Consider the following 26,281-nt stretch of genomic DNA (forward strand, 5'->3'; position numbering starts at 1 on the left):
GAAACCGTCGGCCGACCCACCTACGGGCAGCGCATCGGCCCAGGCGTGACACCATGGTGTGTTGTGACCAGCATTTCCGATTCAGAGTCCACACCCGCTGCGCGGCCGTCGAGTCCACGCTCGCTCGCGTCCGGGCAACCCGTCGTCACCATGATCGGTGGTGGACAGCTCGCGCGTATGACACACCAGGCCGCGATCGCGCTCGGCCAGACGCTCCGTGTGCTGTCGGGAGGGGAGGACGAGCCGGCCGCACAGGTGACCCCGGACGTGGTTCTCGGTTCGCACACCGACCTCGATGCACTGCGGCGGGCCGCCGAAGGGTCGCACGCTCTCACCTTCGATCACGAACACGTGCCCACCGAACACCTCGACATGCTGGTCTCGGAGGGTGTCAACGTGCAGCCGCCGCCTCGGGCGCTCGTCTACGCGCAGGACAAGCTGGAGATGCGTCACAAGCTGCGCGAGCTCGGTGCACCGGTTCCGGAGTTCGCCGAGGTGACCTGGGCCGAGGACGTCGTGAAGTTCGGCGCGGAGCACGGCTGGCCGGTGGTGATCAAGGCGGTTCGTGGTGGTTACGACGGTCGCGGCGTGTGGATGGTCGACGACGCCGACGACGCCGAGGCGATCGTCGCGAAACAGCTCGACGCCGGTGCGCCCCTGATGGTCGAGCAGAAGGTCGAGATGACCCGCGAATTGTCCGCGATGGTCGCGAGGTCGCCGTTCGGGCAGGGCGCGACCTGGCCCGTGGTCGAGACCGTCCAGCGCAACGGGCAGTGCGCGGTCGTGATCGCACCGGCGCCCGGTCTGTCGGACGAGTTGGCGGGCGAGGCCGAGAGCTTGGCGCTGCGAATCGCTGCCGAACTCGGCGTCGTGGGATCGATGGCCGTCGAGCTCTTCGAAACCCCCGAAGGCAGGCTTGTCGTGAACGAACTCGCCATGCGCCCGCACAACTCCGGGCACTGGACCATGGACGGCGCCCGGACATCCCAGTTCGAACAGCATCTGCGCGCCGTACTCGACTACCCGCTCGGCGACACGTCGTCGACCGCACCGGTCACCGTAATGGGAAATGTTCTAGGCGCCCCGGAAGCGCCGCAGATGAGCATGGACGAACGGGTACACCACCTCATGGCACGGATGCCGGATGCGCGGATCCACCTGTACGGCAAGGGTGAGCGCAAGGACCGCAAGATCGGCCACGTGAACATCGTCGGCGGGGTGGGTTCGCTCGACGACGCCGACTACGTGGCGACGGTGCGCGAGCGTGCCGAGCGTGCCGCACATTGGCTTTCGCACGCAGAGTGGACCGACGGATGGGACGAACACGGTGAGTGAACAGCAGGGTGCTCAGGTCGGATTGATCATGGGCAGCGATTCGGACTGGCCCACGATGGAGGCAGCCGCCGAGGCTCTCGCCGAATTCGGCGTGCGCTTCGAGGTCGGTGTCGTGTCGGCGCATCGGACGCCGCAACGGATGCTCGACTACGCGAAGGACGCGGCCGGCCGCGGTGTGAAGGTGATCATCGCGGGCGCGGGCGGCGCTGCACACCTGCCGGGCATGGTGGCTTCGGCAACTCCTTTGCCCGTCATCGGTGTTCCCGTTCCTTTGAAGTACCTCGACGGCATCGACTCCCTGCTGTCGATTGTTCAGATGCCCGCGGGCGTGCCGGTCGCCACGGTGTCGATCGGTGGTGCGCGCAACGCAGGTCTGCTTGCCGTGCGCATCCTCGGCGCCGCCGATCCCGGTCTGCAGTCCCGGATGGCGCGTTTTCAGGACGGCCTCGAACAGATGGTGCTGGACAAGGACAAGGCGCTGCGGGACAAACTGCTGGGCTAGCGCCCTGTGAGTGGTTGACGAGTCTCTGGACTCGTCAACCACTCACAGGGGGAAGGTGACCTTCTCGGTGGCGTTTCGCCGTTCTGTCTTCTCGGGGTCCGGGTTCGCCACCTGTACGAGGGAGGCACCCACCGCCAGAACGGCCACCAAGCCGTCGATCAGATCGTCGGTGGTGTTCCAGTCAGCGGAGGACAGCGCTCGGTCGGTGCCGCCGAATCCCTGCCGGGACGCGGAATCCACCGCTGCGGCATGTACTTCCCGGACGCTGCGTCCCCCGAGTGCCGGGCCGGCGACGGTCGACCTGAATTGATCGCCGTGCACCCGCACCGACGTTGCGTAATCGGTGATCCCGACCGGTAGGTCCGGCACCGGCCGCCCGAATGCGTCGAGCGACAACGCTGCGACTTCCGCGACATCCTCGACGTCCTCGAGGCGATCGGCCGTGACCATCGCCAAATCGGCGTCGGGGTCCGCCTCGAGGACGACTTCGGCACCGGCCCACCACAATCCGAGCAGGACGGCAGCGGTCTGCCAATGAGCGGGAAGCAGCACCGATACCCGTGAACCAGGCTCGAGCGCGAACTCGTCTCGCACCAGATTGGCGGTCTTCGCGGCCCAGTTCGCAAGGGTGATCGCGGACAGTTCGACCCGCTCGCCCGTCGCGTCGTCGTAGAAGGTGATGCGGGGCCCGGCCGGATCGGCCGCCAGAATCGGGTCGAGGAGTTCGTCGGTCAGTGTGCGATCGGCATGGTTCATGGACAAGGCGTTCCGTTCTCTCGTGGGCGCGCTGGTTCTCTCGTGGGGCACGGTCAGTTGACGCAGCGAGGGCCCTCGGAGCCGGCATCGATCGGAGGGCCGGGGGGAGCGGGGGTCGGGGCGGTGGCTGCGCTTCCGGACGAGCCTGTTTCGGAGGTGCCGGATTCGCTGTCGGTGTCCGAACCGCTCTCGCTTGCGGCCGTCGGTCCGCTGTAGTCGTCGGTGAGGACCACTCGCACGGTTCCTTCCGGGAGTGACGGATCCTCTTCCGTGGCAAGGTCGCCGAGTTCGGCGGCCACGGCGGCCGCGCCGTCGTCGTCCGACGAATGCGCGAAGACCGTCGATTCGGAGACCGAACCCCCGTCGTAGTTGCCGACCTCGCCCTGGGCGTAGCCGGACGACGCCAGTACGTTCGCCACATCCGTGGCGAGACCACTCGTGCTGCCGGCGTTCGACACGTTCACGGTCACCGAGGACGTGTCGATGTCGGGCGCCTTCTTCGTGGTGGACGTCGTCTCCGATGGAGGCTCCTCGCCGATCAGGCCTGCGACGTACTTCTTCACGGCCTTGGGTTCGACCTTGACGATCGACTCGCCGTAGTCGGTCATACCGTTGAGATCGGCGACCGGGACGGTCTCGAACTTTACCTTGCCGCCGGCCAGATCCTGTAGCTGCTTTGCGAATTCGATGATGTCCCAGTCTTCGTCGAGCACCACCGAGCGCTGTACGGCCGACGTCAGTTCGTTGAGTTTGCCGGGGTCGCTCAGGGTCTTGGCACTGAGAACCTTGCCGACGAGCGACGCCATGAACACCTGCTGGCGGACGATTCGATCGAGATCGCCCCTGGGGAGGTCGTGTCGCTGTCGCACGAAGCTCAGCGCGTCCGGACCGTGCAGGGTTTGTTCGCCCTTGCTGAAGTCGGCGCCCGAGAGGGGTTCGTTCACCGCGTTGTTCAGGCAGACGTCCACGCCGCCGACCGCATCGGTGAGTAGGACGAACCCGAGGAGGCCGACCTCTGCGTAATGATCGACGCTGATGCCGGTGAGATCCGCTACCGATTCGATCAGGGCTTCACGACCGGCCTTGGTCGACTCTGTCTCTGCCTCCTGCTCGGTGGCGCCACTCTCCACCTCTTCGAGACGCTTGTTCTCTTTGGTCGCACCGTAGGCGGCGTTGATCTTCGACATCCCGACGCCGGGCACCTTGACGTAGGAGTCGCGGGGAATGGAGATCGCGGTGGCCGAGCTGCCGTCATTGGGAACTCGGATCAACACGATGGTGTCGGTGTTGGACGCGACTTCCTCGCCGGCCCGCAGCGAGTCGAGCTCACTCTGGGACAGTGGGTTGCCGTGCGCGTCCGTACGGCTGTCCGTACCGACCATCAGGATGTCGATTGCGCCGTCGTTGCCTTGGCCCAGTCCGAGCCCGCCTGCGGTTGCGAGGCTGTTGCGCAGAGAGTCGATGCTTTGCCATGCGAACCCGGTGATCACCAATGCCAGAACCGAGAGAACGGCGACGGCGATGTGCGCCGGGCGCCATCGCGGCGTCGGACGTGCGTCGGGGGATGGTGAGTCTTGTGGCACGGGACAAGGCTACTGGTCGGACTCTCGAGGGCATGGGAGGAGTAAACGGCGTGCCAGACTGTTGCTCGTGACGGAGATTCTGGTGACCGGGGGTCACGGACAGCTGGGTGGGCAGTTGGTGACGCGTGGGATCGCGCGGGGTTTCGCGGTGCGGGGGCCGAGTTCGCGTGAATTGGACATCACCGACCCCGATTCGCTGAAACCGCAGGTGAATGCGGGGTCGGTGGTGATCAATTGTGCCGCGTACACCGCGGTGGATGCAGCGGAGACCGACGAAGCCGGCGCATACGAGATCAATGTCGTCGGCGCCCGCAACGTCGCGGTCGCGTGTGCCGAGGCGGGCGCCCGAATGATCCACATCTCCACCGACTACGTCTTCGCAGGAGAAGCGGGCAGTCCGTACGAAACGGACGATCCTACCGAGCCGCGCACGGTGTACGGCCGTACCAAACTGGGGGGTGAAGAGGCCGTGCACGCCGTGCTCCCCGAAGCGCAGATCGTCCGCACGGCCTGGGTCTACTCGGGCACCGGTTCGGACTTCGTCGCTACCATGCGTCGCCTCGAACGCGAACGCGACCACGTGAAGGTCGTCACAGATCAAGTGGGATCGCCCACTTTCGCGGGCGATCTCGCCGAGGCGTTGCTCGATCTTGTCGAGTTGGGCGACGGCGCCGCACCCGTGCTGCACGCCACGAACGCGGGCCGGGCCAGTTGGTTCGATCTGGCCCGTGCGGTGTTCGAGGAGGTCGGGGCCGACCCCGACCGGGTGGTGGGTTGTACGAGTGCAGAATTCGTACGCCCTGCGCCACGCCCGTCCTACTCCGTTCTGTCGGGGCGGGCCTGGGCCGAGTCCGGACTCCCGCCACTTCGCGACTGGCGTGACGCGTTGGCCGCAGCGCTCACCGAGTGATACCCACCCGGTGACCGACGCACGATGATGTCTCGTGCGGGCGAACGGCTACGCTTGCCCGCGTGAGTTCGAAGCTGGCCGTCGTGACGGTGACCTACTCGCCCGGGGAGCATCTGGAGCATTTTCTGGACACGCTCACTGCGGCGACCACAGAAAAGCCGCAGGTGATCATGGCGGACAACGGTTCGACCGACGGGTCGCCCGAGGCCGCCGACGCCGCGCACGAGCACGTTCGGCTGTTGTGCACCGGAGGCAATATCGGCTACGGAGGCGCGATCAACCGCGCAGTCGCCGAGATCGACCCCGATATCGAGTTCGTCGTCGTGGCCAACCCGGACGTTCGCTGGAGCCCAGGGGCGATCGACGCACTGCTCGAGGCGGCGCAGCGCTGGCCACGAGCGGGCGCGCTCGGACCTCTCGTTCGTGAACTCGACGGCAGTGTGTATCCGTCCGCAAGGCAGGTGCCCGATCTGGTGTCGGGCGCCGGGCACGCTGTTCTCGGCACCGTGTGGCCGTCGAATCCGTGGAGTCGTCGATACCGACAGGAGAACGAGGCCGTCAGCGAGCGGTCGGTGGGGTGGTTGTCCGGTTCGTGCCTGTTGATGCGACGCACCGCGTTCGATGCGATCGACGGTTTCGACTCCCGCTATTTCATGTACATGGAAGACGTGGACCTGGGCGACCGCCTCGGCAAGGCCGGCTGGCTCAACGTCTTCGTACCGACGTCGGAGGTGACCCATGCGAAGGGGCACGCCGCCGGACGTCATCCGGAACTGATGTTGCCCGCGCACCACCAGAGCGCGTACCGCTTCCAGGCGGATCGGCACCCGCACTGGTGGCAGGCACCGCTCCGCTGGGCTCTGCGTGGTGGACTCGCCGTGCGATCGCGGATCGCGGTCGCCGCAGCGGTGCGTGAACGTCGTAGCGAAGAGAACGAGGGTGTGACCACACATGGCCATTGAGAAGAACACGGACGCGGTCGTCCTCGTCGGAGGCAAGGGGACACGTCTGCGCCCTCTCACGTTGTCGGCCCCCAAGCCGATGCTGCCCACTGCGGGTCTGCCGTTCCTGACGCACCTGCTCGCCCGTATCGCCGATGCCGGGATCGAGCACGTGGTTCTCGGAACCTCGTTCAAGGCAGAGGTGTTCGAGGAGCACTTCGGTGACGGATCGAAGCTGGGCCTCGAGATCGAGTACGTGACGGAGACGGACCCCCTCGGGACCGGCGGCGGCATTCGTAACGTGCTCCCGAAGTTGCGCGGCGAGAACATCATGGTCTTCAACGGCGACGTTCTCGGCGGCACCGACCTCGGCGGTATTCTCGACACGCACGTCACGACCGAAGCCGACGTCACGCTGCACCTGGTTCGCGTCGGCGATCCTCGCGCGTTCGGATGTGTTCCCACGGACGAGGACGGTCGAGTGACCGCGTTCCTCGAGAAGACCCAGGATCCGCCGACCGATCAGATCAACGCGGGTTGCTATGTCTTCCGCAGGTCGGTCATCGAACAGATTCCGGAGGGTCGTGCGGTGTCGGTGGAACGCGAGGTGTTCCCGGCGTTGCTGGCCCAGGGTGCCCGAGTATTCGGACATGTCGACAGTTCGTACTGGCGTGACATGGGGACACCCGAGGACTTCGTGCGTGGTTCCGCGGACCTGGTGCGCGGGATCGCCCCGTCGCCCGCACTCGAGGGTCCGCGCGGTGAGTCGCTCGTTCACGGCGGCGCCGGTGTCGCCCCCGGTGCCGTTCTCATCGGCGGCACCGTCGTCGGGCGAGGCGCCGAGGTGGGTGCCGGTGCCCGGCTCGACGGTGCGGTCGTGTTCGACGGTGCTGTCGTCGAGGCCGGCGCGACCGTCGAACGTTCCATCATCGGCTTCGGTGCCCGAATCGGTCCGCGCGCGCTGGTCCGTGACGCGGTGATCGGCGACGGCGCAGATGTCGGTGCACGCTGCGAGTTGCTGCGCGGGGCTCGGGTGTGGCCAGGGGTGGCGCTGCCCGACGGCGGAGTCCGATTCAGTACGGATGTGTGATGAGTAACCACGATTTCGAGCGTTACGTCGCCCTCGGCGATTCTTTCACCGAAGGTGTCGGGGACCCCGAGGACCGGTACCCGAACGGTTTGCGCGGGTGGGCCGATCGTGTCGCCGAGCAACTTTCGGTCGATCACCCGAATTTTGCCTACGCGAACCTGGCGATCAGAGGCCGTTTGATGGTGCCGATCGTCGACGAGCAGATCGATGCGGCGGTCGCCCTCGAACCCGACCTCGTGACGATCTACGCCGGCGGGAACGATTTGATGCGTCCCGGGGTCGACCTGGATGCGATTGTGTCGCACTACGACTCGGGCATCGCCAAGCTCACCGCAACGGGTGCGAAAGTGGTGATGTTCACGGCCTACGACTCGGGGTGGGCACCGGTGTTCGGGATGCTCCGGGGTCGGGCCGCGATCTACAACGAACTCGTCCGCGAGGTGGCCGAGCGTCACGGGGCCACGATCGTCGACTTCTGGCGTTTCGGCGAGTATCAGGACTTGCGTATGTGGGACTGGGATCGTCTGCACATGTCCACCGCAGGCCACAAGAACATGGCCGTTCGGGTGCTCGAGACGATTGGCGTCGAACACGACGAGCACCGGCCCGATCTCGGTCCGGCACCGAAGTTGGCCGATGTGCAGCGCCGGAAAGAGGACCTGCAGTGGGCCAAGGGATTCCTGATTCCCTGGCTCGGTCGGCGGGTGCACGGAACGTCGTCCGGGGACGGCGTGAGTCCGAAACGTCCTCAGCTCGCGCCGGTTCGCTGACGATTATCGGCCAGCTGCACCAGGTGATCGATCGTCGACTTCTCCGCGTCGGCGGGTAGGTCGTTCACAGGAAACCATCGCAGGTCGGTGGATTCCTCGCTTCGGGTGATTCGCGCGCCGGCAGGCGCCCGGACCAGGAACCGGAGATCGAGGTGACGTGTCGGAACGCCCAGCGAGCACGTGATGGGATGTGTGTTCGCCGAGAGCAGTTCGGGGTCGATCGTCAGCGCGTCGATGCCGGATTCTTCGCGTGCCTCGCGCAGGGCCGCGTCCACCACCGTCTCGTCGGTCGGCTCGCAGTGACCGCCCAACTGAATCCAGCGCCCCACCCTGGGATGGAGCGTGAGCAATACCTGCCGACCGGTGTGATCGAGAACCAGAGACGATGCGGTGACGTGACCGGGTGCGTGTTCCCGGAGGCACGCCTTCGGGGCTGCGTCCATGAACGCGAGCAGCGTGTGACGCAGCGATTCGTCGGAATCGACTGTCGGTCGCCAGTTCTCGAGGAGCCGGGTTGCCGACGCGTGCAAGGAATCGCCGCTCATCTACTTCTCCACGAGTGCGTCGCCGGCCGGGGCGACGTCGCGAGGGGTGAGGGGCTCGAGCGGGTGGCCGATCGCGATGGTGCCGAGCGGGTCCCAGTCGTCGGATAGATCGAGAACGTCCCGAACGACGTCCGGCGCGAAGATCGTCGAACCGATCCAGCAGCTGCCGACTCCCTTCGTGGCCAAGGAAACCAGCAATCCCTGTACCGCGGCACCGACCGCCACGGTGAACATCGTGGACTCGGCGGCCGTTCGGCGCTCGTCCGGGTACGAATGTGCGCCGTCGGGCACACAGAACGGAATCAGCATCTCGGGGGCGTCGAAGAGGATGTTGCCCTTCGCGACTCGCCTGTCCACCGATTCCGACGAGTGCCCGTCCGAGGTGAGATCGTCGCGCCACCTGTCGCGCAGCGCGGTGAGTAGCTTCGCGCGCACCTGCGGCGTGCGAACCCAGACGAACCGAACGGGACGTGTGTGGTGAGGAGCGGGGGCGGTGAGTGCTTCGTCGACCGCTCGCCGAATCACGTCCGGATCCACTGGCTCGTGCGAGAACCGGCGGATCGATCGGCGCAGCAGCAACGCCTCCGAGCGACCTCGAGCGAAGGACTCCTCCGTCCCGAGCCAGAAGAGGTCCTCCGATCCGGGGCGGACCAGTTGTCGAGCAGTGGAGCCGTCGTCGCGTGGTGTCAGTCCACGAAGCACGGCGACGGGAACACCGCCCAGCTTGCCCTTGACGAGGTCGCCCGCAGCCGCGATTTCGTCGGCGACGGCGACCTCGGTGACGAACAATTCGTTGCCCTGACTGTCCACCGAACCCGCATAGGCGTGGAGAACCGGGAGCCCGGCGGACCCGATGGCGGCGTCGATCTGACCGGTTCGCCAGGCTCGGCCCATCGTGTCCGTGACCACGATCGCCACGTCCACACCGAGCCGTTCACGAATCCCCGAGCGCAGAGCTCGTGCGCTGGCGTCCGGATCCTCGGGGAGAAGGGCGAGTTCGCCACCGTCCACGTTGGAGCCGTCGATGCCCGATGCGGCCTGGACGATGCCCAGTCGATTCTCGGTGATGAGGGTGCGGCCCTTGCGTGCCACGACGCGCACGGCCTCCTGGTCCACGAGGCGCCTACGCGCGGTGTCACGTTCCTCCGGGTCGGTGGGGGAGTCCACGATGCGTCCCTCGACCTTGGAGAACACCTTGCTGGTGACGATCACGACGTCGTCGTTCGCCAACCACGGGGCACGGGCCACGAGAGCGTCGGCGAGATCGTCGCCCGGCCTGAACTCGGGCAGGCCGTCGACGGGATGAATCTCGATGGACCGGCCGGGGGCGTGATCGGTCACGGCGTCACGCCTGCGATGTCGAAGGCGACGCGCACCATCTCGGCGGTGGTTTCCGGGTCGGTCATGATCAACGGAATGCTGCGCACCTCGACTCCGGGGACCTCGGCCTCGTCGGTCTCGTGTACCAGCCACCCGTCGAGCAGGCCGGTGGCAGACCTGGCGCCGTAGTACCGGCCGACGGCTTCGGCGGACGTCTCGACTCCGATGGTCTCGAGGCACTCGTCGGCCATGCCCCGCAACGGTTCACCGCCCACCACCGGCGAGAGTCCGACGACCTTTGCCGAGGTGGTGCGAAGCGCGCCACGAATGCCGGGTACCGCCAGGATTGCTCCCACGCTGACGACGGGATTCGACGGGGCGATCAGCACGACGTCCGCCGATTCGATCGCTTCGAGGACGCCGGGTGCCGGTTTTGCCTGTTCGGCGCCGATATTGGCGAAACTGTGCGTTTCGATGCGGGCGCGGTGACGCACCCACCACTCCTGGAAGTGGATCGCCTTCTGCTCACCGTCTTCGGGATCGGTCACGACGACGTGGGTCTCGCTGCGGTCGTCCGTCACGGGTAGCAGGGTCACTCCCGGCTGCCACCGATTGCACAGCGCTTCCGTGACCGCCGACAGCGGATAGCCGGTGCGGAGCATCTGGCTCCGGATCAGGTGTGTGGCGATGTCGCGGTCGCCCAGTCCGAACCAATCGGGTTTGGCCCCGTACGCGGCGAGTTCATCCTTGGCGTTCCAGGTTTCACCGACGTGGCCCCACCCGCGTTCGGGATCTATGCCGCCGCCGAGCGTGTACATGCAGGTGTCGAGGTCCGGGCAGATACGAAGCCCGTGCATCCAGACGTCGTCGCCGACGTTCACCACGGCCGTGATTCGATGGGCGTCGTCGGCGCCTTCACCGGCGGGGACTTCGCTCAGAAAACTCTGTACGCCTTGCAGGAATCTCGCCCCACCGACGCCGCCAACCAATACAGTCACGTTCACGGCCCCGAGCCTAAGCGTTGCGAACGCGTACGGTCAGCGGGGTCGGGTGCGCAACCTCACCGCAAACGGATTTCGATGCGGTGTCGGGGTCGTATGCGCCCTCGCGACGACGAATAGGCGCGAAATAGTAATGGAGATTCTCCCGTACGCTTGACCGCGACACGCTGGGCGTGTGTAATCACAACCATGTCATTCGGATGTTGCGAGGTGAGATCGCTTGCAGCGTCCAGCAATTCGAACGAACGTTCGAATCGGGATTTTCGAGTCTCGGCGTTCGTTTCGGGTTGCGGCATGGTTACCGCGTTCGAACCTGCTCCGGCAGATCGAGCGAGAGAAATGTCTGCGCTATCACAGGTGAGGAGGCGGAACGATGCCCAATGAGCATGCCGAGTTCGAATACGGCGCGAGCGCAGCGAGCTACGAACCGCAGACCAATTCCGAAGCGGGCGCAGCCGAAGGCGCCCGCGCACGTGAAGACCGGCCGGTCGACCGGCCTGCGTTGAGTCTGGTTCCCGGATTCGACGAGTTGTTCGAGACGATCGAGGATCAGTGGCAGGAACGTGCACTGTGTGCACAGACCGATCCCGAGGCGTTCTTTCCCGAAAAGGGTGGTTCCACAAGGGAAGCCAAGCGCATCTGCCTCGGATGTGAAGTCAAGGACGAGTGCCTCGAGTACGCCCTGTCCAATGACGAGCGCTTCGGAATCTGGGGTGGACTGTCCGAACGTGAACGTCGTCGTCTCAAACGTGGAATCGTCTGAGCGCGTCCCTGATCGAGCGTGTCAGACGTCGTCTTCGCCCGGCAGGGTGGGGTCGATGATGTCGGGGGCGACACCCAGGTAGGTGCCTACCTGGTGCACGAGAACGTCGTGGACCAGATCCGTGAGATCGTCCGGATCCTCTGCTCGTCGTTCGAGCGGCCGTCTGAACAAGACGACCCGTGCACGCGTTGCGACACCGTGCTTGTCGATACCGGCAGGGATGAGTCGTGACAGTGGAACGGGGCCGTCGGCCACGACCTCGTCCGGCCAGTTCACCGAGTCCGGGTCGAGTGCTCGAATCTTCGGTACCTCGTCGACGGCGATGTCCAACTTCGTCAATCGGTCGTGCCACATCGAGTCGATCGGTGCGAACGCGTCGAGAACCACCAAGTCGAACTTTTCCGCCCGCGTTCGCCGCGCCGGCACGTCGGGGGGAAACACCGAGCTGCGGACTCCGCGTCCGCGGCGGTCCACGGAGCGGCTCGTCGTCGTGCGTCTGCGTCGGGCTCGGGACATGGACGCGACATTACGACAGAACGTGCCTCACGAGACGGTCGCCCCGAGCGCTTCACCGAGCTGTGATGTTCGGATGCGTACCGTCCGGTGTGTCCGAGTAGGTCTGTGCCGAGGAGAGGGCTAGGGTTCCCAACTGTGAGATCTCTGCGTCGATGCTGCCGCCCCGGGTGCAAGAACCCGGCTGTCGCGACGCTCACGTATGTCTACTCGGACTCCACTGCCGTCGTCGGGCCTCTGGCCACCGTCGACGAGCCGCATTCGTGGGATCTGTGCGAGACCCATGCGTCGCGCATCACGGCACCCAAGGGTTGGGAACTGGTCCGCTACGAGGGCGGGTTCTCGTCGAGCACTCCGGACGAGGACGACCTGACTGCTCTGGCCGAGGCGGTGCGCGAAGCGGGCATGCGAGATCGTTCGCGTGCCGAGGACGTCGAGACGGACGACGAGGGCGCGCAGGTCGCGATGCCTTCCGGATCGCCGCGCACGGGTCGTCGCGGACATCTGCGGGTGCTTCCGGACCCAGCGAACTGACCCGCCGCCGGCCGTCGAGCGTCCGACGTGGGAACGGCTGCGAAGCATTCACGATTCATGAGGCACTACGCTTGCGCCAGCACTGGTGTTGGTGAAGGAGAATTAAGAAGTGGCGCGATCAGCCGAGTCCGTTGACGCCGTGATCAAGGCATACGACGTGCGGGGAGTCGTCGGTGAACAGATCGACGCCGCATTCGTTCGAGACGTGGGCGGTGCGTTCGCGCGTCTGGTCCGCGAGGATGCCGACGCAGACCGAGTCGTGATCGGGTACGACATGCGTGATTCCTCGCCGGAACTCTCCCGGGCCTTCGCGGAGGGCGTCACCGCCCAGGGGCTCGACGTGATTCTCGTGGGACTGGCGTCCACCGATCAGCTGTACTTCGCGTCGGGTCTGCTCGACTGTCCTGGTGCGATGTTCACTGCCAGCCACAATCCGGCCCGCTACAACGGAATCAAGTTGTGCCGTGCCGGTGCCAAGCCGGTGGGTCAGGACACCGGTCTCGCCACCGTGGCCGCCGAACTGGTCGCGGGTGTACCGGACTACGACGGCCCGCACGGTTCGATTTCCGAGCAGGACGTACTGGCCGACTACGCCGCTTTCGTCCGCAAGCTGGTCGACCTCTCCGACCTTCGTCCGTTGACGGTTGCGGTGGATGCCGGCAACGGCATGGGCGGGCACACCGTCCCTGCGGTGTTCGAACCGCTTCCGTTGCAGGTCGAGTCGTTGTACTTCGAACTCGACGGAACGTTCCCCAACCACGAGGCCAACCCCCTCGACCCCGCCAACCTCGTGGACCTTCAGAAGCACGTGACGGCGACCGGCGCCGATATCGGCCTCGCATTCGACGGTGACGCGGACCGGTGTTTCGTCGTCGACGAGAAGGGGCAGCCGGTCTCGCCGTCCGCGGTGACCGCCCTCGTGGCCGAGCGTGAACTCGCGAAAGAGCCGGGTTCGACGGTCATCCACAACCTCATCACCTCAAGGGCGGTCCCGGAACTGGTCACCGAACTCGGGGGAACGCCGGTTCGTACCAGGGTCGGGCATTCGTTCATCAAGCAGCAGATGGCTCAGACCGGCGCGATCTTCGGTGGTGAGCACTCCGCGCACTACTACTTCCGCGACTTCTGGGGTGCAGACTCCGGAATGCTCGCAGCGCTGCACGTACTTGCTGCGCTGGGGGAGCAGGATCGTCCGCTGTCCGAGTTGATGGCGAAGTACGAGCGATACGCGGCTTCCGGTGAAATCAACTCCACGGTCGCCGATGCGGGCGAGCGGACCGAAGCCGTGTTGTCCGCCTTCGCCGACCGGGCCCGATCGGTGGACCGTCTGGACGGTGTGACCGTCGAGTTGGGCGACGGTGCGTGGTTCAATCTTCGCGCCTCGAATACCGAGCCGCTCCTTCGTCTGAACGTCGAGGCACCGACCACCCCGGACGTCGATGTACTGGTTGCTGAGATACTGGGCATCGTGCGGTCCTGACTGCCATAGTTGAAGTACGCGGAGTGACGAGGAAAGGGGGTGCGGCGGCATGACAGCGCCGATGCCCCTGTTGGATCTCGACGACGTCGACGCCCTCGTCGGTGCGGACGTCGACGGCATCCTGCGGTCGACTGCCGGCGGCGGTGCTCAGATTCGAGCGACGCTGTCCGCGGTCCAGGAGGGGGCGCTACATCGACTGGACGGGCTGCGTCCGCGGTGTGTGGTGATCGTGGCCGGAGACGGACGTGCCGGACGTGCGGCGTCTCTGGTGTGTTCGCTCGTCGCAGCCCGAATCGGTTTTCCATTGGTGCAGGCGCCGAATACACCCCGCTGGGTCGGCCCGCTCGACGTGGTTGTCGTGGCCGGGGACGACGCGGGGGACCCGAGGCTGGCGGAGGCGGTGGACAGCGCCCTTCGTCGTGGTGCAGAGGTCGTGGTGGCGGCCCCCGACGAGGGACCGCTCGGCGCCGCTGCGGCGGGGCGGGCGATGGTTCTCGAGCCTCGGGTCGCTGTCGGACCGGGACACGATCTGTTGCGATACCTGGCGGCGTACCTCGTGGTCCTTCGAGCACTCGACGTGACCCACGATCGCAGCTTGTTGCCGGATGCCGCGGACCTCGCCGATGCCGTCGATTCCGAGGCGGTCCGAGACAGCCCGGTCAACGAGGTGTTCCACAATCCCGCGAAGTCTCTCGCGGCGCGCATGCAGGGCCGCCGAATCGTGCTGGCCGGAGACGGCGAGGGCGCACTCGAGGTGGCGCGGGCGGGAGCCGAGGCCGTGCTGCACGCAGGGCGCGTCGCAGCGGTCGGCAGCCTGGGTGACGTGTTGCGTGCGAGCGGCGTCCTCGCGGCGTCCGCGGAGGGTGCGGTGCACGCGGACTCGATCTTTCACGATCCCGATCTCGACGGTCCCGCGGGTGTCGAGCCGGTCCGGGCGTTCGTCGTGACCTTCCAGGCGACACGTCCGATCACGGAACGCCGCCTCGCCGGGTTGCCGGACGGCGACTTGGTGGCCACCGACGTCGGCCGAGAGGAAGACGCCTCCCGCGGCGTCGGGACTCGGGACTCGAGTGCGGCAGCGCCGTCCGAATTCGAACAGGCCGCAGTGCTCGTCGCACGGTTCGACATGGCAGCGGCCTATCTCCGGTTGACAGGTGGTCACTAGTGCACCTACTCGAAGGTGCGCTTCGGTCATATGCTTGGGGTTCGCGCACCGCAATCGCAGCACTGCGTGGGCTCTCGGTGCCGACGCCTCATCCCGAGGCCGAACTGTGGCTCGGTGCGCACCCCGGAGATCCCGCGCACGTCGTGACGGGTGGTGAGAGTCGGTCGTTGCTCGACGTCGTCAACGAGGATCCTGTCGGTCAACTCGGCTCCGACACCGTGGCGTCCTTCGGTGAGCGTCTTCCGTTCCTCCTGAAGCTCCTCGCGGCGGAGGAACCCCTGTCTCTGCAGGCACATCCGAGTGCCGAGCAGGCACAGGAGGGATATGCCAAGGAGAACGCCGCCGACATCGCGCTCGACTCCTCGTACCGAAACTATCGAGACAGCTATCACAAGCCGGAACTCGTCGTCGCACTGAGCAGGTTCGAGGCATTGGCCGGGTTCCGGGATCCCCGACGTACCGTCAAACTTCTCAGTGCCATCGACGTGCCCGAGCTCGAATCGTACGCGGGCCTCCTTGCCGGACAACCGGATTCGGATGGGCTGCGGGCGCTCTTCACGACGTGGATCACGCTGCCGCAGCCGGTTCTGGCCTCCCTGCTGCCGGCAGTGCTCGAGGGATGCGTTCGTTACCTGTCGGCGGCGAGCGGGTCCGAGTTCGTGGCGGAGGTGCGTACGGTCCTCGAGTTGGGCGAGGCATACCCGGGTGACGCCGGCGTCCTCGCCTCGTTGTTGCTCAATCGCATCACTCTCGAACCCGGGCAAGGGCTCTACCTCGATGCGGGCAACCTGCACGCCTACCTCCACGGCATGGCCGTCGAGATCATGGCGAACTCGGACAACGTGTTACGCGGGGGGCTGACCCCAAAGCACGTGGACGTTCCGGAACTTTTGAAGGTCCTCGACTTCGAATCCCTGGAGATCCCCGTTCTCGAATCGGAGCAGGTCGGCGAGTCGGCAGAGTTCACCTACTCGACACCGGCACCGGAATTCGCGCTGTCGAGACTCGAAATCGACCCCAACGACCCCGATCGCAACTCGTACACAGCGCCGGCCGAAGGTCCGCGAATCCTGCTCTGCACTTCCGGTGGTGCCCGTCTGACCAGCGGTGACGGTCAGCTCGACCTTCCGAAGGGGGCTGCCGTGTGGGTGTCGGCAGACGACCGTGCGGTGACGGTCGAAGCACTGGAGCCGAACACGCAGGTGTTCAGCGCGGTGGTGGGGAGATTCGTCGCGTAATCTGTGATCCCTCCACAGCGACTGCGCTGTGTTCACAGGTACGAGAGAGGGGTTGCCGGTGTCGGCACACGGAGGCAAGAAGGCCATCCTGGCTGCGCTCGGCGCGAACGCGGGTATCGCGGTCGCCAAGTTCACCGGGTTCCTCATCACGGGATCGTCGTCGATGCTCGCCGAGTCGGTGCACTCGGTCGCCGACACGTCCAACCAGGGCCTGTTGCTGCTCGGGCAGAAGCGCTCCGAACGCGAAGCGGACCAACTGCACCCGTTCGGATATGGGCGTAATCGCTACTTCTACTCGTTCGTCGTTGCGCTGGTTCTGTTCACCCTCGGGTCGATGTTCGCCATCTACGAGGGAATTCACAAGATCCAGCATCCCGAGGACCTGTCCTCCCCGATCATCGCCGTCGCGATCCTGCTGATAGCGATCGCCCTCGAGGCGTTCAGTTTTCACACCGCGGTGAAGGAATCGCGACCGCTGAAGGGCGACGGTGGTTGGTGGTCCTTCATCCGTAACTCGCGGAGCCCGGAGCTCCCCGTCGTCCTTCTCGAAGACACCGGGGCCCTGGTCGGACTGGTTCTGGCGCTCGGTGGCGTCGGGCTGACCATGGTGACCGGCTCTCCTGTGTGGGACGGCATCGGAACGTTGTGCATCGGCGTACTGCTCGGAATCATCGCGGTCATCCTCATCATCGAGATGCAGAGCCTGCTGATCGGCGAAGGCGCCACTGCCGACGAGGATGCGCGCATTCGCGCGGCCCTGGTGGACGGGGAACAGATCGACAGCGTCATTCACATCAAGACGCAGTACCTCGGCCCCGACGAGATGCTCGTTGCCGCCAAAGTGGCCGTTGCGAGCGGGCACGACATCGGGACCGTTGCAGCGGCAATCGACGGAGCGGAGGCGCGGGTCCGCAAAGCTGTGCCTGCTGCCCGCGTGATCTATCTCGAACCCGACCTGCTTCGGCCGGTAACGCAATAGGCTGACGCCTGTTCTCGATCAGAGGAGACCGAAGTGGTGATGTCGGACAAACGACAGTCCGGATTGTTCCGGACGAAGTCGATCGAGCAGTCGATCACGGACACCGACGAGCCGGAGACCAAACTCCGTAAAGACCTGAACTCCTGGGACCTGACCGTCTTCGGGGTCGCCGTCGTCATCGGTGCGGGCATCTTCACGCTCACCGCGCGGACCGCCGGCAACGTGGCGGGCCCCTCGGTTTCCCTCGCCTTCGTGATCGCCGCCGTCGCATGTGGTCTCGCTGCGCTGTGCTATGCCGAGTTCGCGTCGACGGTGCCCGTCGCCGGCAGCGCGTACACGTTCTCGTACGCCACGTTCGGTGAGTTCATGGCATGGATCATCGGATGGGACCTCATCCTCGAGTTCGCACTCGCCTCGTCGGTGGTGGCAAAGGGATGGTCGCTGTACCTCGCCGAGGTGCTCGGCGATCTTTCACCCTCGGTCACCGTCGGGGGGGTCGATTTCGACTGGGGTGCAGTCGTCATCGTCGCTGCGATCACCGTGGTGCTGGCCACCGGTACCAAACTGTCCTCGCGGGTGTCGCTCGTGATCACCGCGATCAAGGTTGCGGTCGTCGTTCTGGTAGTCGTGGTCGGCGCGTTCTATATCGACACCGACAACTACTCGCCGTACATTCCGCCATCGGAGGCGGGGGACACCGGGTCGGGCGTTCACCAGTCCCTGTTCTCCTTCGTCACCGGTGCGGGCGGCAGCACGTTCGGTTGGTACGGGCTGCTCGCCGCCGCCAGCCTCGTCTTCTTCGCCTTCATCGGATTCGACGTAGTGGCGACCACCGCCGAGGAAACCAAGAACCCCCAGAAGGCACTGCCGCGTGGCATTCTCGGCTCGCTCCTCATCGTCACGGTGCTGTACGTGGCCGTCACCCTCGTCCTCACCGGGATGGTCGATTACCACGACCTTGCCGGCGACGAATCGAACCTCGCCACGGCGTTCGGTATCCACGGTGTCGACTGGGCGAAGAACGTCATCTCCTTCGGCGCCCTCATGGGTCTGACGACGGTCGTCATGGTGCTCATGCTGGGGCAGACTCGCGTGCTGTTCGCGATGTCGCGGGACGGCTTGATGCCACGGGCATTGGCACCCACCGGCAAGCGTGGAACCCCCGTACGCATCACCCTCCTCGTCGGCGTGGTCGTGGCGGTTCTCGCGGGCTTCTTCCCGATCGGCACCCTCGAAGAGATGGTGAACATCGGCACCCTGTTCGCGTTCGTGCTCGTGTCCATCGGAGTGATCGTGCTGCGGCGCAAGCGCCCCGATCTGGAGCGTGGATTCAAGGTCCCGTTGGTTCCGCTCGTACCGATCCTGGCCGTCGTGGCCTGCCTGTGGCTGATGGTCAACCTGTCGGTCGAAACGTGGATTCGATTCGTCGTCTGGATGGCGATCGGCGTCGCGATCTACTTCCTCTACAGTCGACGGCACTCGGTGCTGGGCCAACGTATCGTCCAAGGCTTGCAACAGGATTCGGCGGCGACGGGTGATGGAGCGGCACTGGGCCGAGAGTCCGACGACCGAGGCGACTAGTGTTCTCGCCATGAATTCGTCGCGGGGGAGAGTTCCGTACCAGGAGGCGACCAGGCAGCTGCTGCGCCATTCGCTGCTCGACGCGATGCGCGATCTGTTGCTCGAGAGTGACTGGTCCGGCATCACGATGTCCGCGGTGGCGTCCGGTGCCGGAGTGAGCAGGCAGACCCTCTACAACGAGTTCAAGTCGAGGCAAGGGCTGGCCGAGGCGTACGCGTTGCGGCTTGCCGACGAACTGGTCGACTCCGTCGGTGAGGCCCTCGCCGCCAACGAAGGTGAAGGTCGGACCGTCCTGCTCGAGGGCTTCGCCGGCTTCTTCCTGTCCAGCATCTCCGATCCGCTCGTTCAGTCGTTGCTGCGGGGAGACGCGAAACCGGAGCTGCTTCGATTGATCACCACCGACAGCGCGCCCATCATCGAGCGGGCATCGGCGCGGCTGGCCCGAATGTTCGAAAGCAGCTGGGTCGAAGCGGATCCGGTCGATGCCGCGATCCTCAGCCGAGGGGTCGTGCGGCTCGCCATGAGCTACATCTCGATACCCCCGGAATCCGGCGTGAACGTCGCCGAAGATCTCAGCACCCTGCTCGGGCCATTCGTCGACGAGGCCGTGCGCAACGCCGGGCGCAGCCCAGTGCGGGAAGGCGACCGTGCGTGAGAGTTCTCGGTTACCGATAGCCTTGGGCGAACAGCAGCATCCAACCAGGAGAGGCAGATGACGACCTCAGAAGCAACCACACCTTCGGTGACCAGTCTCAACGGCATCGATTTCAAGGTCGCAGACCTTTCGCTCGCCGAGTTCGGCCGCAAGGAGATCCGTCTCGCCGAGCACGAGATGCCGGGCCTGATGGCACTTCGCCGCGAGTACGCGGAGGTCCTGCCGCTGAAGGGCGCCCGGATCTCCGGCTCCCTGCACATGACCATCCAGACGGCCGTCCTGATCGAGACGCTCACCGCTCTCGGCGCCGAAGTCCGTTGGGCATCGTGCAATATCTTCTCCACCCAGGATCACGCCGCGGCTGCGATCGTCGTAGGACCTCACGGCACCCCGGAGGAGCCGAAGGGAACTCCGGTCTTCGCATGGAAGGGCGAGACCCTCGAGGAGTACTGGTGGGCGGCGGAGCAGATGCTCACCTGGCCCGAGGCGGACAAGCCCGCGAACATGATCCTCGACGACGGTGGTGACGCCACCATGCTCGTCCTCAAGGGCGCCCAGTTCGAGAAGGCGGGCGTCGTACCTCCCACGGACGAGGAGAACGACGCCGACGAATACAAGGTCTTCCTCGGACTGCTTCGTCGCTCGCTCGAGTCCGATTCGCAGAAGTGGAGCCGCATTGGGGAGTCGGTGAAGGGTGTAACCGAGGAGACCACCACCGGCGTTCTGCGCCTGTACCAGGTCGCCGCGGCCGGTGAATTGACCTTCCCGGCGATCAACGTCAACGACTCGGTCACCAAGAGCAAGTTCGACAACAAGTACGGCACTCGTCACTCGCTCGTCGACGGCATCAACCGTGGCACAGATGTCCTCATCGGTGGTAAGGCCGCCCTCGTGTGCGGTTACGGCGACGTCGGAAAGGGCTGTGCCGAGGCGTTGCGTGGTCAGGGTGCGCGCGTGGCGGTCACCGAGGTCGACCCGATCAACGCTCTCCAGGCGCTCATGGATGGGTTCGAGGTCAAGACCGTCGAGCAGGCGATCGGCTGGGCGGACATCGTCATCACGTCCACCGGCAACAAGGACATCATCACCTTCGATCACATGAAGCAGATGAAGCACCAGGCGATCCTGGGCAACATCGGCCACTTCGACAACGAGATCGACATGGCCGGCCTGGAACGATCCCCCGAGATCACCCGCGTCAACATCAAGCCGCAGGTCGACGAGTTCACGTTCGGTGACGGGCACTCGATCATCGTGTTGTCGGAGGGTCGCCTGCTGAACCTCGGCAACGCCACCGGGCACCCCTCGTTCGTGATGAGCAACAGCTTCTCCAACCAGGTCATCGCGCAGATCGAACTGTGGACGAAGCCGGACGAGTACGACAACGAGGTGTACCGCCTCCCGAAGCACCTGGACGAGAAGGTAGCGAAGATCCACGTCGAGGCACTGGGTGGCACCATCACGAAGCTGACGAAGGATCAGGCCGATTACATCGGCGTGGACGTCGAGGGCCCGTACAAGCCCGAGCATTACCGCTACTGATCGAGCCACGCAATTCCGTCCCCCGGTCTGCCCACGCAGGCCGGGGGATAGGCTTCTTCGCCGTGGGAACTCTGGTGGCGGTGGAAGGCCTCGACGGTGCGGGTAAACGCACGCTCGTCGACAAGGTGACGAAGCGGCTCTCCGAGGCGGGCCTGTCGGTCGCCACTCGGGCCTTTCCCCGGTACGGGGAGTCCGTGCACGCCGACCTCGGAGCCGAGGCGCTCGCGGGTGCACACGGTGATCTCGCCGATTCCGTGTACGGGATGGCGACCGTCTGGGCGAGTGACCGCAGTGCGACTGTCGGTGAACTTAGTGAGTTGCTGACCGGCCACGACGTGGTGATTCTCGACCGATACGTTGCGTCCAATGCGGCGTACGGTGCCGCGCGGTTGCATCAGGACGGGTCGGGCGACTTCGTGACCTGGATCGACGACCTCGAGTTCGGGCGCCTGGCGTTGCCTCGCCCGGACTTGCAGATCTATCTCGACGTCCCGGTCGAACTCGCCGGCGAGCGTGCCCGCAGCCGCCAGGAGTCCGAGCCTTCGCGCGCACTGGACGCCTACGAACGGGATGGGGGACTGCAGGTGCGGACGGGTGCCGTGTACCGCGATCTGGCCGCGGCGGGATGGATCTCACCCTGGTGGGTTGTGGGCCCGGATACCGATCCGGGCGAGATCGCGGAAAAACTGGCACTCTCGATTGGAGAACACGGCGCGCCGTGACGGTCGAACCGCCTGTCCGACGCTTCGAAGATGTAACGATGGGAACATGAAACCAAGGATTCTGGTTGTCGACGACGACACGGCTCTCGCCGAGATGCTCACGATCGTGCTCCGCGGCGAGGGTTTCGATCCGTACGTCGTGGGGGACGGCACCCAAGCATTGACGGCGGTTCGTGAAACCCGACCGGATCTGGTGCTGCTCGACTTGATGCTGCCCGGCATGAACGGCATCGACGTGTGCCGTGTGCTGCGAGCGGACTCCGGCGTGCCGATCGTGATGCTCACCGCGAAGACCGACACCGTCGACGTCGTTCTCGGTCTGGAATCCGGTGCGGACGACTACATCATGAAGCCGTTCAAGCCCAAGGAACTCGTCGCGCGAGTGCGTGCGCGGTTGCGCCGAACCGAGGACGAGCCGGCCGAGTTGCTGAGCATCGCCGACATCGTGATCGACGTGCCGGCGCACAAGGTGAGCCGCAACGACGAACTGATCTCCCTCACTCCACTCGAGTTCGACCTGCTCGTGGCCTTGGCGCGTAAACCGCGTCAGGTGTTCACCCGTGAGGTATTGCTCGAGCAGGTCTGGGGTTACCGACATGCCGCGGACACTCGGCTCGTGAACGTGCACGTGCAGCGCCTCCGAGCCAAAGTCGAGACTGATCCCGAGAATCCAGAGGTGGTTTTGACGGTCAGGGGGGTCGGCTACAAGGCCGGACCGCCGTGACAGGTGTTTCTCGATGGCGGCGTCGTGTGAATCGGCGGCTCACACCGATCTTGCGTTGGAGCCGTTCCATGAGCAATACGCTCGCTCACACGTGGCGTCGCTCGCTTCAGCTGCGCGTGGTCGCTTCCACGCTCTCGCTTTCCGTCATCGTGATCTTGGTGTTGGGTGTCGTGTTGACCAGCCAGATCACCGATCGCCTCCTCGAAAGCAAGATCTCCGCCGCCACCGAGGAGATGGATCGTGCCCGCAGCACGGTGGAGGCGCAGCTCGCTGGGTCCGACGGGCTGACCTCGGTGAGCACCCAGTTGGATAGTGCAAGCGCAGCCCTCACCAATCGCGGTTCCGATTCCGGTGAAGCGTCCGGCTCCGCAGGCACCTTCGATCCGGTGCTGATCGTCGCGGGAGACGGGCCTCGTGAACCCACCTCGACGGGTTCTGCGGATCAGATTCCTGAGTCGTTGAGGGCGTTCGTCCAGGCCGGTCAGGTGAGCTACCAGTTCGCCACCGTGGACGAGCCAGAGGGCTATTCGGGCCCCGCACTGATCGTCGGCTCGCCGACTGGTGCATCGCTCTCGACACTCGAGCTGTACCTGGTGTTCCCGCTCGCAAGCGAGGACCGGACGTTGTCGCTCGTCCGGGGGACGTTGCTGATCGGCGGTGGTGTGCTGGCCGTGCTGCTGGCAGCTGTGTCGTTGCTCGTCGCCAGGCAGGTCGTTCTCCCCATTCGTTCGGCATCTCGCATCGCGGTGCGTTTCGCCGACGGTCGCCTCAAGGAGCGCATGCCAGTGCGGGGTGAGGACGACATGGCGCGCCTGGCGATGTCGTTCAACGAGATGGCGGAAAGTCTGTCGAAGCAGATCACCCAGCTCGAAGAATTCGGCAATTTGCAGAGACGATTCACCTCCGACGTCAGCCACGAGCTGCGCACGCCGTTGACGACGGTGCGGATGGCAGCCGACCTCATTCACGACGGCAGCGACAGCCTCGACCCCGTGCTGCGCCGGTCTTCGGAGTTGTTGGTCGCAGAGCTCGACCGGTTCGAGGGATTGCTCGCCGACCTACTCGAGATCAGCCGCCACGACGCCGGTGTCGCCGAGCTGGCAGCCGAACAACTGGACGTCCGTATGTGTGCGCGGGCGTCCATCTCGACTGTTCGTCACCTCGCCCGAGAGACGGCCACAGAACTGCTCGTGGACCTCCCGGACGAGCCGGTGGTGGCGGAGGTGGATCCGCGCCGTGTCGAGCGGGTGCTGCGAAACCTGCTGGCAAACGCCATCGATCACGGTGAAGGGAAACCGGTGTTGCTGCGTCTGCGCGCCGACGACAATGCGCTTGCGTTCATCGTCCGGGACCAGGGCATCGGGCTGCGGCCCGGCGAGGAGAAGCTCGTGTTCAATCGGTTCTGGCGCTCCGACCCGTCGCGCGTGCGACGGTCCGGAGGCACCGGCCTCGGACTGGCCATCAGCGTGGAAGACGCACACCTGCACGACGGCCGGCTCGAGGCCTGGGGCGAACCCGGAAACGGCGCGTGCTTCCGACTCACCCTGCCGCTGGTGCGTGGACGCAAGGTGGCATCGAGCCCGTTGCCGCTCAAGCCGGGAACCGGTCGACACGTGCAGGGGCAACCGTTGCCAGGAGACCCGGAGCCGTCCGAGGAAGTCACGGAGGGCACGGAGGGCACGGAAGCCGCGAGCGGAGCAAGTGTGAACACCACCGATGCGGATACCGAAGTGGACCGCGTTACCGAAGCCGCGGACGAGATCACTGCGAAGCCGGTGGCCGGTTCCGGTGAGGGCGAGGTTTCCCGTGCTGACGAATCTCGTGCGGGCGCGGCCGGGGAGTCACGCGAATGAGGCGGGCAGGGTTGGCCGCAGGCGTCGTGGCGCTGGCCCTCGTGGGCGGGTGCGCGAGCCTGCCGGATTCGTCTGCGCCACAGGCGATCGGAACGATCGAGCGTGATTCGGCGGGCACGAGCGTGGAAGCGCCGGCGCCGGGCCGAGAGCCGGACCTTCTGCTTCGCGACTTCTTCAAGGCCAGCACGGATCCGACCAATCAGCACCTAGCAGCCCGTCAGTTCCTCACCGCCGGCGTGTCCGGAAAATGGGACGACGCAGCCAGCACCACCATCGTCGACAAGATCGATGTGCTGCCGGAGCAGCGCAGCAACGAGCGCAGCACCTACACGATTCGTGCGAACAAGGTGGGCCAGCTCGAACCCGGCGGGCTCTACGTCGCCGAGGAGGGCAGCTTCGAGACCGAGGTCGGACTGGTCAAGGTCGACGGTGAATGGCGCATCGATCAGTTGCCCGCCGGCGTCATCATGGATCGCGCCGAGTTCCTCAACTCGTACAAACGCAAGTCGTTGTACTTCCTCGACCCGTCCGGATCGACCGTCGTCCCGGATCCGCGCTGGATCGCCGGTGCGCAGGACCAGATGGCGTCGCAGTTGGTCGGCCTCATGATCGACGGACCGAAGTCCGCGCTCACTCCCGCTGTACGCAACGAGTTCGGCGACGGTGTGTCCGTGCTCGGGCCGATCACCAAAGCCGACGGACGTACCGCTCAGGTGGGCGTGGGTCTCGGCGGAATCCGCATCGACTTCCAGGGCTTGAGTCAGAAGAACGAGCAGGAGCGGGGTCTCTTCGCAGCGCAACTCGTGTGGACTCTGGCGAACGCCGACATCTCCGGGCCGTACGTGATCCTTGCCGACGGGGAGCCGCTGGACGAACGATTCCCGAACGGATGGACGACCGCCGACGTCGCGTCGACGAATCCGCTCGCGACCACGAGCGCAACCGTGGGTCTGCACGCTCTCCGGGACGGATCGATGGTCAGCGTTTCCGACTCCGGCGCCACCCCGGTGGAGGGATATTTCGGTGAGGCCCGCAGCCTGCGGTCGGTGGGACTGTCCCCGAACGGCAATCTCGTGGCCGCCGTGTCGGACACCGGAAAGCCCACACCCGAACCCGCGAATGCGTTGATGGTGGGCGACTACGACGGCCAGGCGGCGCCCGCGCTCGAGGGCGGGGCGATCACCCGGCCCACCTGGGGCCCGGACAACGCGGCGATCTGGGTGGCGGTGAACGGCAACACCGTCGTGCGGGTGCTGCGTGAACCGGGTACCGGCCGCGAGTCGGTCGTCAACGTCGACGCGGGCGCCGTCACCGCACTCGGGACGAACATCACGGAACTTCGGTTGTCGCGAGACGGTGTGCGAGCCGCCCTCATCGTGGACGGCAAGGTGTACACGGCGACCGTCGTGCAGCGGCCGAACGGGACCTTCGAGCTGAGCAGCCCGCGCGCGATCGCCCTCGGGCTGGGGAGCCCGGCCCTGTCGCTGGACTGGAGCGACGGCGAGACGATCGTCGTCGCACGCGCCGCGAACGACACCCCGGTCGTACAGGTGTCCGTGGACGGTTCGCGGATGGATGCGTTGCCCAGCCGCAACCTCACGGCCCCGGTCGTGGCGGTCGACGCCTCGGCGACGACGGAGTTCGTTGCGGACTCGCGGGCGGTGTTCCAACTGAACAACAACGATCCCGCAGGCGATCGGTACTGGCGAGAGGTGCCCGGGCTGACCGGTATGAAGGCCACCCCGATCCTTCCGGGCTGACGAACGGCCGGGACGGAGC

The 26,281-nt window shown here is 65.7% G+C and carries 25 protein-coding genes; 19 read left to right on the plus strand and 6 right to left on the minus strand.

Translation table 11 applies throughout. The features are described from left to right. Window positions 1–72 precede the first annotated feature (72 nt). A complete protein-coding gene (locus tag ACFWO3_RS02345; RefSeq protein WP_378573980.1) occupies window positions 73–1,335 on the plus strand; it encodes a 5-(carboxyamino)imidazole ribonucleotide synthase in 1,263 nt (420 codons plus the stop codon). Next, window positions 1,328–1,837 (plus strand): 5-(carboxyamino)imidazole ribonucleotide mutase, encoded by a 510-nt coding sequence (purE, locus tag ACFWO3_RS02350; protein ID WP_378573278.1) that lies wholly within the window; start codon window positions 1,328–1,330, stop codon window positions 1,835–1,837. Before ACFWO3_RS02345 ends, purE begins: the two co-directional genes overlap by 8 nt. Window positions 1,838–1,879: 42 nt before the next feature. On the opposite strand, the gene ACFWO3_RS02355 is transcribed toward purE, so the two are convergent. Beyond that, the gene (locus ACFWO3_RS02355; protein ID WP_378573281.1) at window positions 1,880–2,593 is read right to left on the minus strand and encodes a TIGR03089 family protein; all 714 of its coding nucleotides are present in this window, start codon (window positions 2,591–2,593) and stop codon (window positions 1,880–1,882) included. Window positions 2,594–2,646: 53 nt separating this feature from the next. Then, entirely contained in the window at window positions 2,647–4,116 is a 1,470-nt protein-coding gene (locus ACFWO3_RS02360) for an LCP family protein (protein WP_378573982.1), read from the minus strand. A 127-nt stretch (window positions 4,117–4,243) separates the two neighbouring features. Between ACFWO3_RS02360 and rfbD the strand changes: the two genes are divergently transcribed. From rfbD to ACFWO3_RS02380, 4 genes are all read left to right on the plus strand, one after another. Then, window positions 4,244–5,086 (plus strand): dTDP-4-dehydrorhamnose reductase, encoded by an 843-nt coding sequence (rfbD, locus tag ACFWO3_RS02365; protein WP_378573283.1) that lies wholly within the window; start codon window positions 4,244–4,246, stop codon window positions 5,084–5,086. Window positions 5,087–5,148: 62 nt separating this feature from the next. Continuing rightward, on the plus strand, window positions 5,149–6,048 hold the full coding sequence (locus ACFWO3_RS02370) for a glycosyltransferase family 2 protein (protein ID WP_378573285.1): 900 nt from the start codon (window positions 5,149–5,151) through the stop codon (window positions 6,046–6,048). Next, window positions 6,038–7,117 carry a sugar phosphate nucleotidyltransferase gene (locus ACFWO3_RS02375; protein WP_378573287.1) on the plus strand — a complete coding sequence of 360 codons (1,080 nt, stop codon included), beginning with the start codon at window positions 6,038–6,040 and terminating at the stop codon, window positions 7,115–7,117. Before ACFWO3_RS02370 ends, ACFWO3_RS02375 begins: the two co-directional genes overlap by 11 nt. Further along, complete coding sequence (locus tag ACFWO3_RS02380) at window positions 7,117–7,887, plus strand: SGNH/GDSL hydrolase family protein (protein ID WP_378573289.1); 771 nt, start codon at window positions 7,117–7,119, stop codon at window positions 7,885–7,887. Before ACFWO3_RS02375 ends, ACFWO3_RS02380 begins: the two co-directional genes overlap by 1 nt. Here ACFWO3_RS02380 and ACFWO3_RS02385 read toward each other — a convergent pair. From ACFWO3_RS02385 to cofD, 3 genes are read right to left on the minus strand one after another with little or no spacing between them, the layout of a single operon-like run. Continuing rightward, window positions 7,866–8,432, minus strand: a complete 567-nt coding sequence (locus tag ACFWO3_RS02385; protein ID WP_378573291.1) for an NUDIX hydrolase — start codon at window positions 8,430–8,432, stop codon at window positions 7,866–7,868. The two genes, ACFWO3_RS02380 and ACFWO3_RS02385, sit on opposite strands and share 22 nt — an antisense overlap. Next, a complete protein-coding gene (locus tag ACFWO3_RS02390) occupies window positions 8,433–9,773 on the minus strand; it encodes a coenzyme F420-0:L-glutamate ligase (protein WP_378573293.1) in 1,341 nt (446 codons plus the stop codon). Continuing rightward, the gene (cofD, locus tag ACFWO3_RS02395; protein WP_378573295.1) at window positions 9,770–10,756 is read right to left on the minus strand and encodes a 2-phospho-L-lactate transferase; all 987 of its coding nucleotides are present in this window, start codon (window positions 10,754–10,756) and stop codon (window positions 9,770–9,772) included. The genes ACFWO3_RS02390 and cofD overlap by 4 nt, the downstream gene beginning before the upstream one ends. Before the next feature lie 499 nt (window positions 10,757–11,255). Between cofD and ACFWO3_RS02400 the strand changes: the two genes are divergently transcribed. Then, window positions 11,256–11,516: a WhiB family transcriptional regulator gene (locus tag ACFWO3_RS02400; protein WP_378573984.1), complete on the plus strand. Its 261-nt coding sequence runs from the start codon at window positions 11,256–11,258 to the stop codon at window positions 11,514–11,516. A gap of 21 nt (window positions 11,517–11,537) precedes the next feature. On the opposite strand, the gene ACFWO3_RS02405 is transcribed toward ACFWO3_RS02400, so the two are convergent. Continuing rightward, a complete protein-coding gene (locus tag ACFWO3_RS02405; protein ID WP_378573297.1) occupies window positions 11,538–12,032 on the minus strand; it encodes a metallopeptidase family protein in 495 nt (164 codons plus the stop codon). A gap of 135 nt (window positions 12,033–12,167) precedes the next feature. On the opposite strand from ACFWO3_RS02405, the gene ACFWO3_RS02410 reads away from it, so the two are divergent. The 12 genes from ACFWO3_RS02410 (at window position 12,168) to lpqB (ending at window position 26,262) form a co-directional block, all read left to right on the plus strand. Further along, window positions 12,168–12,563, plus strand: coding sequence for a DUF3499 domain-containing protein (locus ACFWO3_RS02410; protein WP_378573299.1), 396 nt, complete (start codon window positions 12,168–12,170; stop codon window positions 12,561–12,563). 109 nt (window positions 12,564–12,672) lie between these two features. Beyond that, window positions 12,673–14,043, plus strand: a complete 1,371-nt coding sequence (locus ACFWO3_RS02415; RefSeq protein ID WP_378573301.1) for a phosphomannomutase/phosphoglucomutase — start codon at window positions 12,673–12,675, stop codon at window positions 14,041–14,043. Between the two features lie 49 nt (window positions 14,044–14,092). Then, the gene (locus tag ACFWO3_RS02420) at window positions 14,093–15,208 is read left to right on the plus strand and encodes a tobH protein (RefSeq protein ID WP_378573303.1); all 1,116 of its coding nucleotides are present in this window, start codon (window positions 14,093–14,095) and stop codon (window positions 15,206–15,208) included. After that, window positions 15,208–16,446, plus strand: coding sequence for a mannose-6-phosphate isomerase, class I (gene manA / locus ACFWO3_RS02425; RefSeq protein ID WP_378573305.1), 1,239 nt, complete (start codon window positions 15,208–15,210; stop codon window positions 16,444–16,446). Before ACFWO3_RS02420 ends, manA begins: the two co-directional genes overlap by 1 nt. A gap of 58 nt (window positions 16,447–16,504) precedes the next feature. After that, entirely contained in the window at window positions 16,505–17,425 is a 921-nt protein-coding gene (locus tag ACFWO3_RS02430; protein WP_378573307.1) for a cation diffusion facilitator family transporter, read from the plus strand. Between the two features lie 39 nt (window positions 17,426–17,464). Further along, window positions 17,465–19,006 (plus strand): amino acid permease, encoded by a 1,542-nt coding sequence (locus tag ACFWO3_RS02435; RefSeq protein WP_378573309.1) that lies wholly within the window; start codon window positions 17,465–17,467, stop codon window positions 19,004–19,006. Window positions 19,007–19,016: 10 nt separating this feature from the next. Next, window positions 19,017–19,661: a TetR family transcriptional regulator gene (locus ACFWO3_RS02440; protein ID WP_378573311.1), complete on the plus strand. Its 645-nt coding sequence runs from the start codon at window positions 19,017–19,019 to the stop codon at window positions 19,659–19,661. 57 nt (window positions 19,662–19,718) lie between these two features. Further along, the gene (gene ahcY, locus ACFWO3_RS02445) at window positions 19,719–21,203 is read left to right on the plus strand and encodes an adenosylhomocysteinase (protein ID WP_378573313.1); all 1,485 of its coding nucleotides are present in this window, start codon (window positions 19,719–19,721) and stop codon (window positions 21,201–21,203) included. 62 nt (window positions 21,204–21,265) lie between these two features. Then, entirely contained in the window at window positions 21,266–21,925 is a 660-nt protein-coding gene (locus ACFWO3_RS02450) for a dTMP kinase (protein WP_378573315.1), read from the plus strand. A gap of 46 nt (window positions 21,926–21,971) precedes the next feature. Next, window positions 21,972–22,649, plus strand: a complete 678-nt coding sequence (gene mtrA / locus ACFWO3_RS02455) for an MtrAB system response regulator MtrA (RefSeq protein ID WP_378573318.1) — start codon at window positions 21,972–21,974, stop codon at window positions 22,647–22,649. Further along, the gene (gene mtrB, locus ACFWO3_RS02460; protein WP_378573321.1) at window positions 22,646–24,502 is read left to right on the plus strand and encodes an MtrAB system histidine kinase MtrB; all 1,857 of its coding nucleotides are present in this window, start codon (window positions 22,646–22,648) and stop codon (window positions 24,500–24,502) included. The genes mtrA and mtrB overlap by 4 nt, the downstream gene beginning before the upstream one ends. Then, entirely contained in the window at window positions 24,499–26,262 is a 1,764-nt protein-coding gene (lpqB, locus tag ACFWO3_RS02465; protein ID WP_378573323.1) for an MtrAB system accessory lipoprotein LpqB, read from the plus strand. Before mtrB ends, lpqB begins: the two co-directional genes overlap by 4 nt. Window positions 26,263–26,281: the final 19 nt, after the last annotated feature.

The sequence above is a fragment of the Rhodococcus sp. NPDC058521 genome, assembly GCF_042719695.1.
In the GTDB taxonomy this organism is placed as follows: Bacteria; Actinomycetota; Actinomycetes; order Mycobacteriales; family Mycobacteriaceae; genus Rhodococcus_F.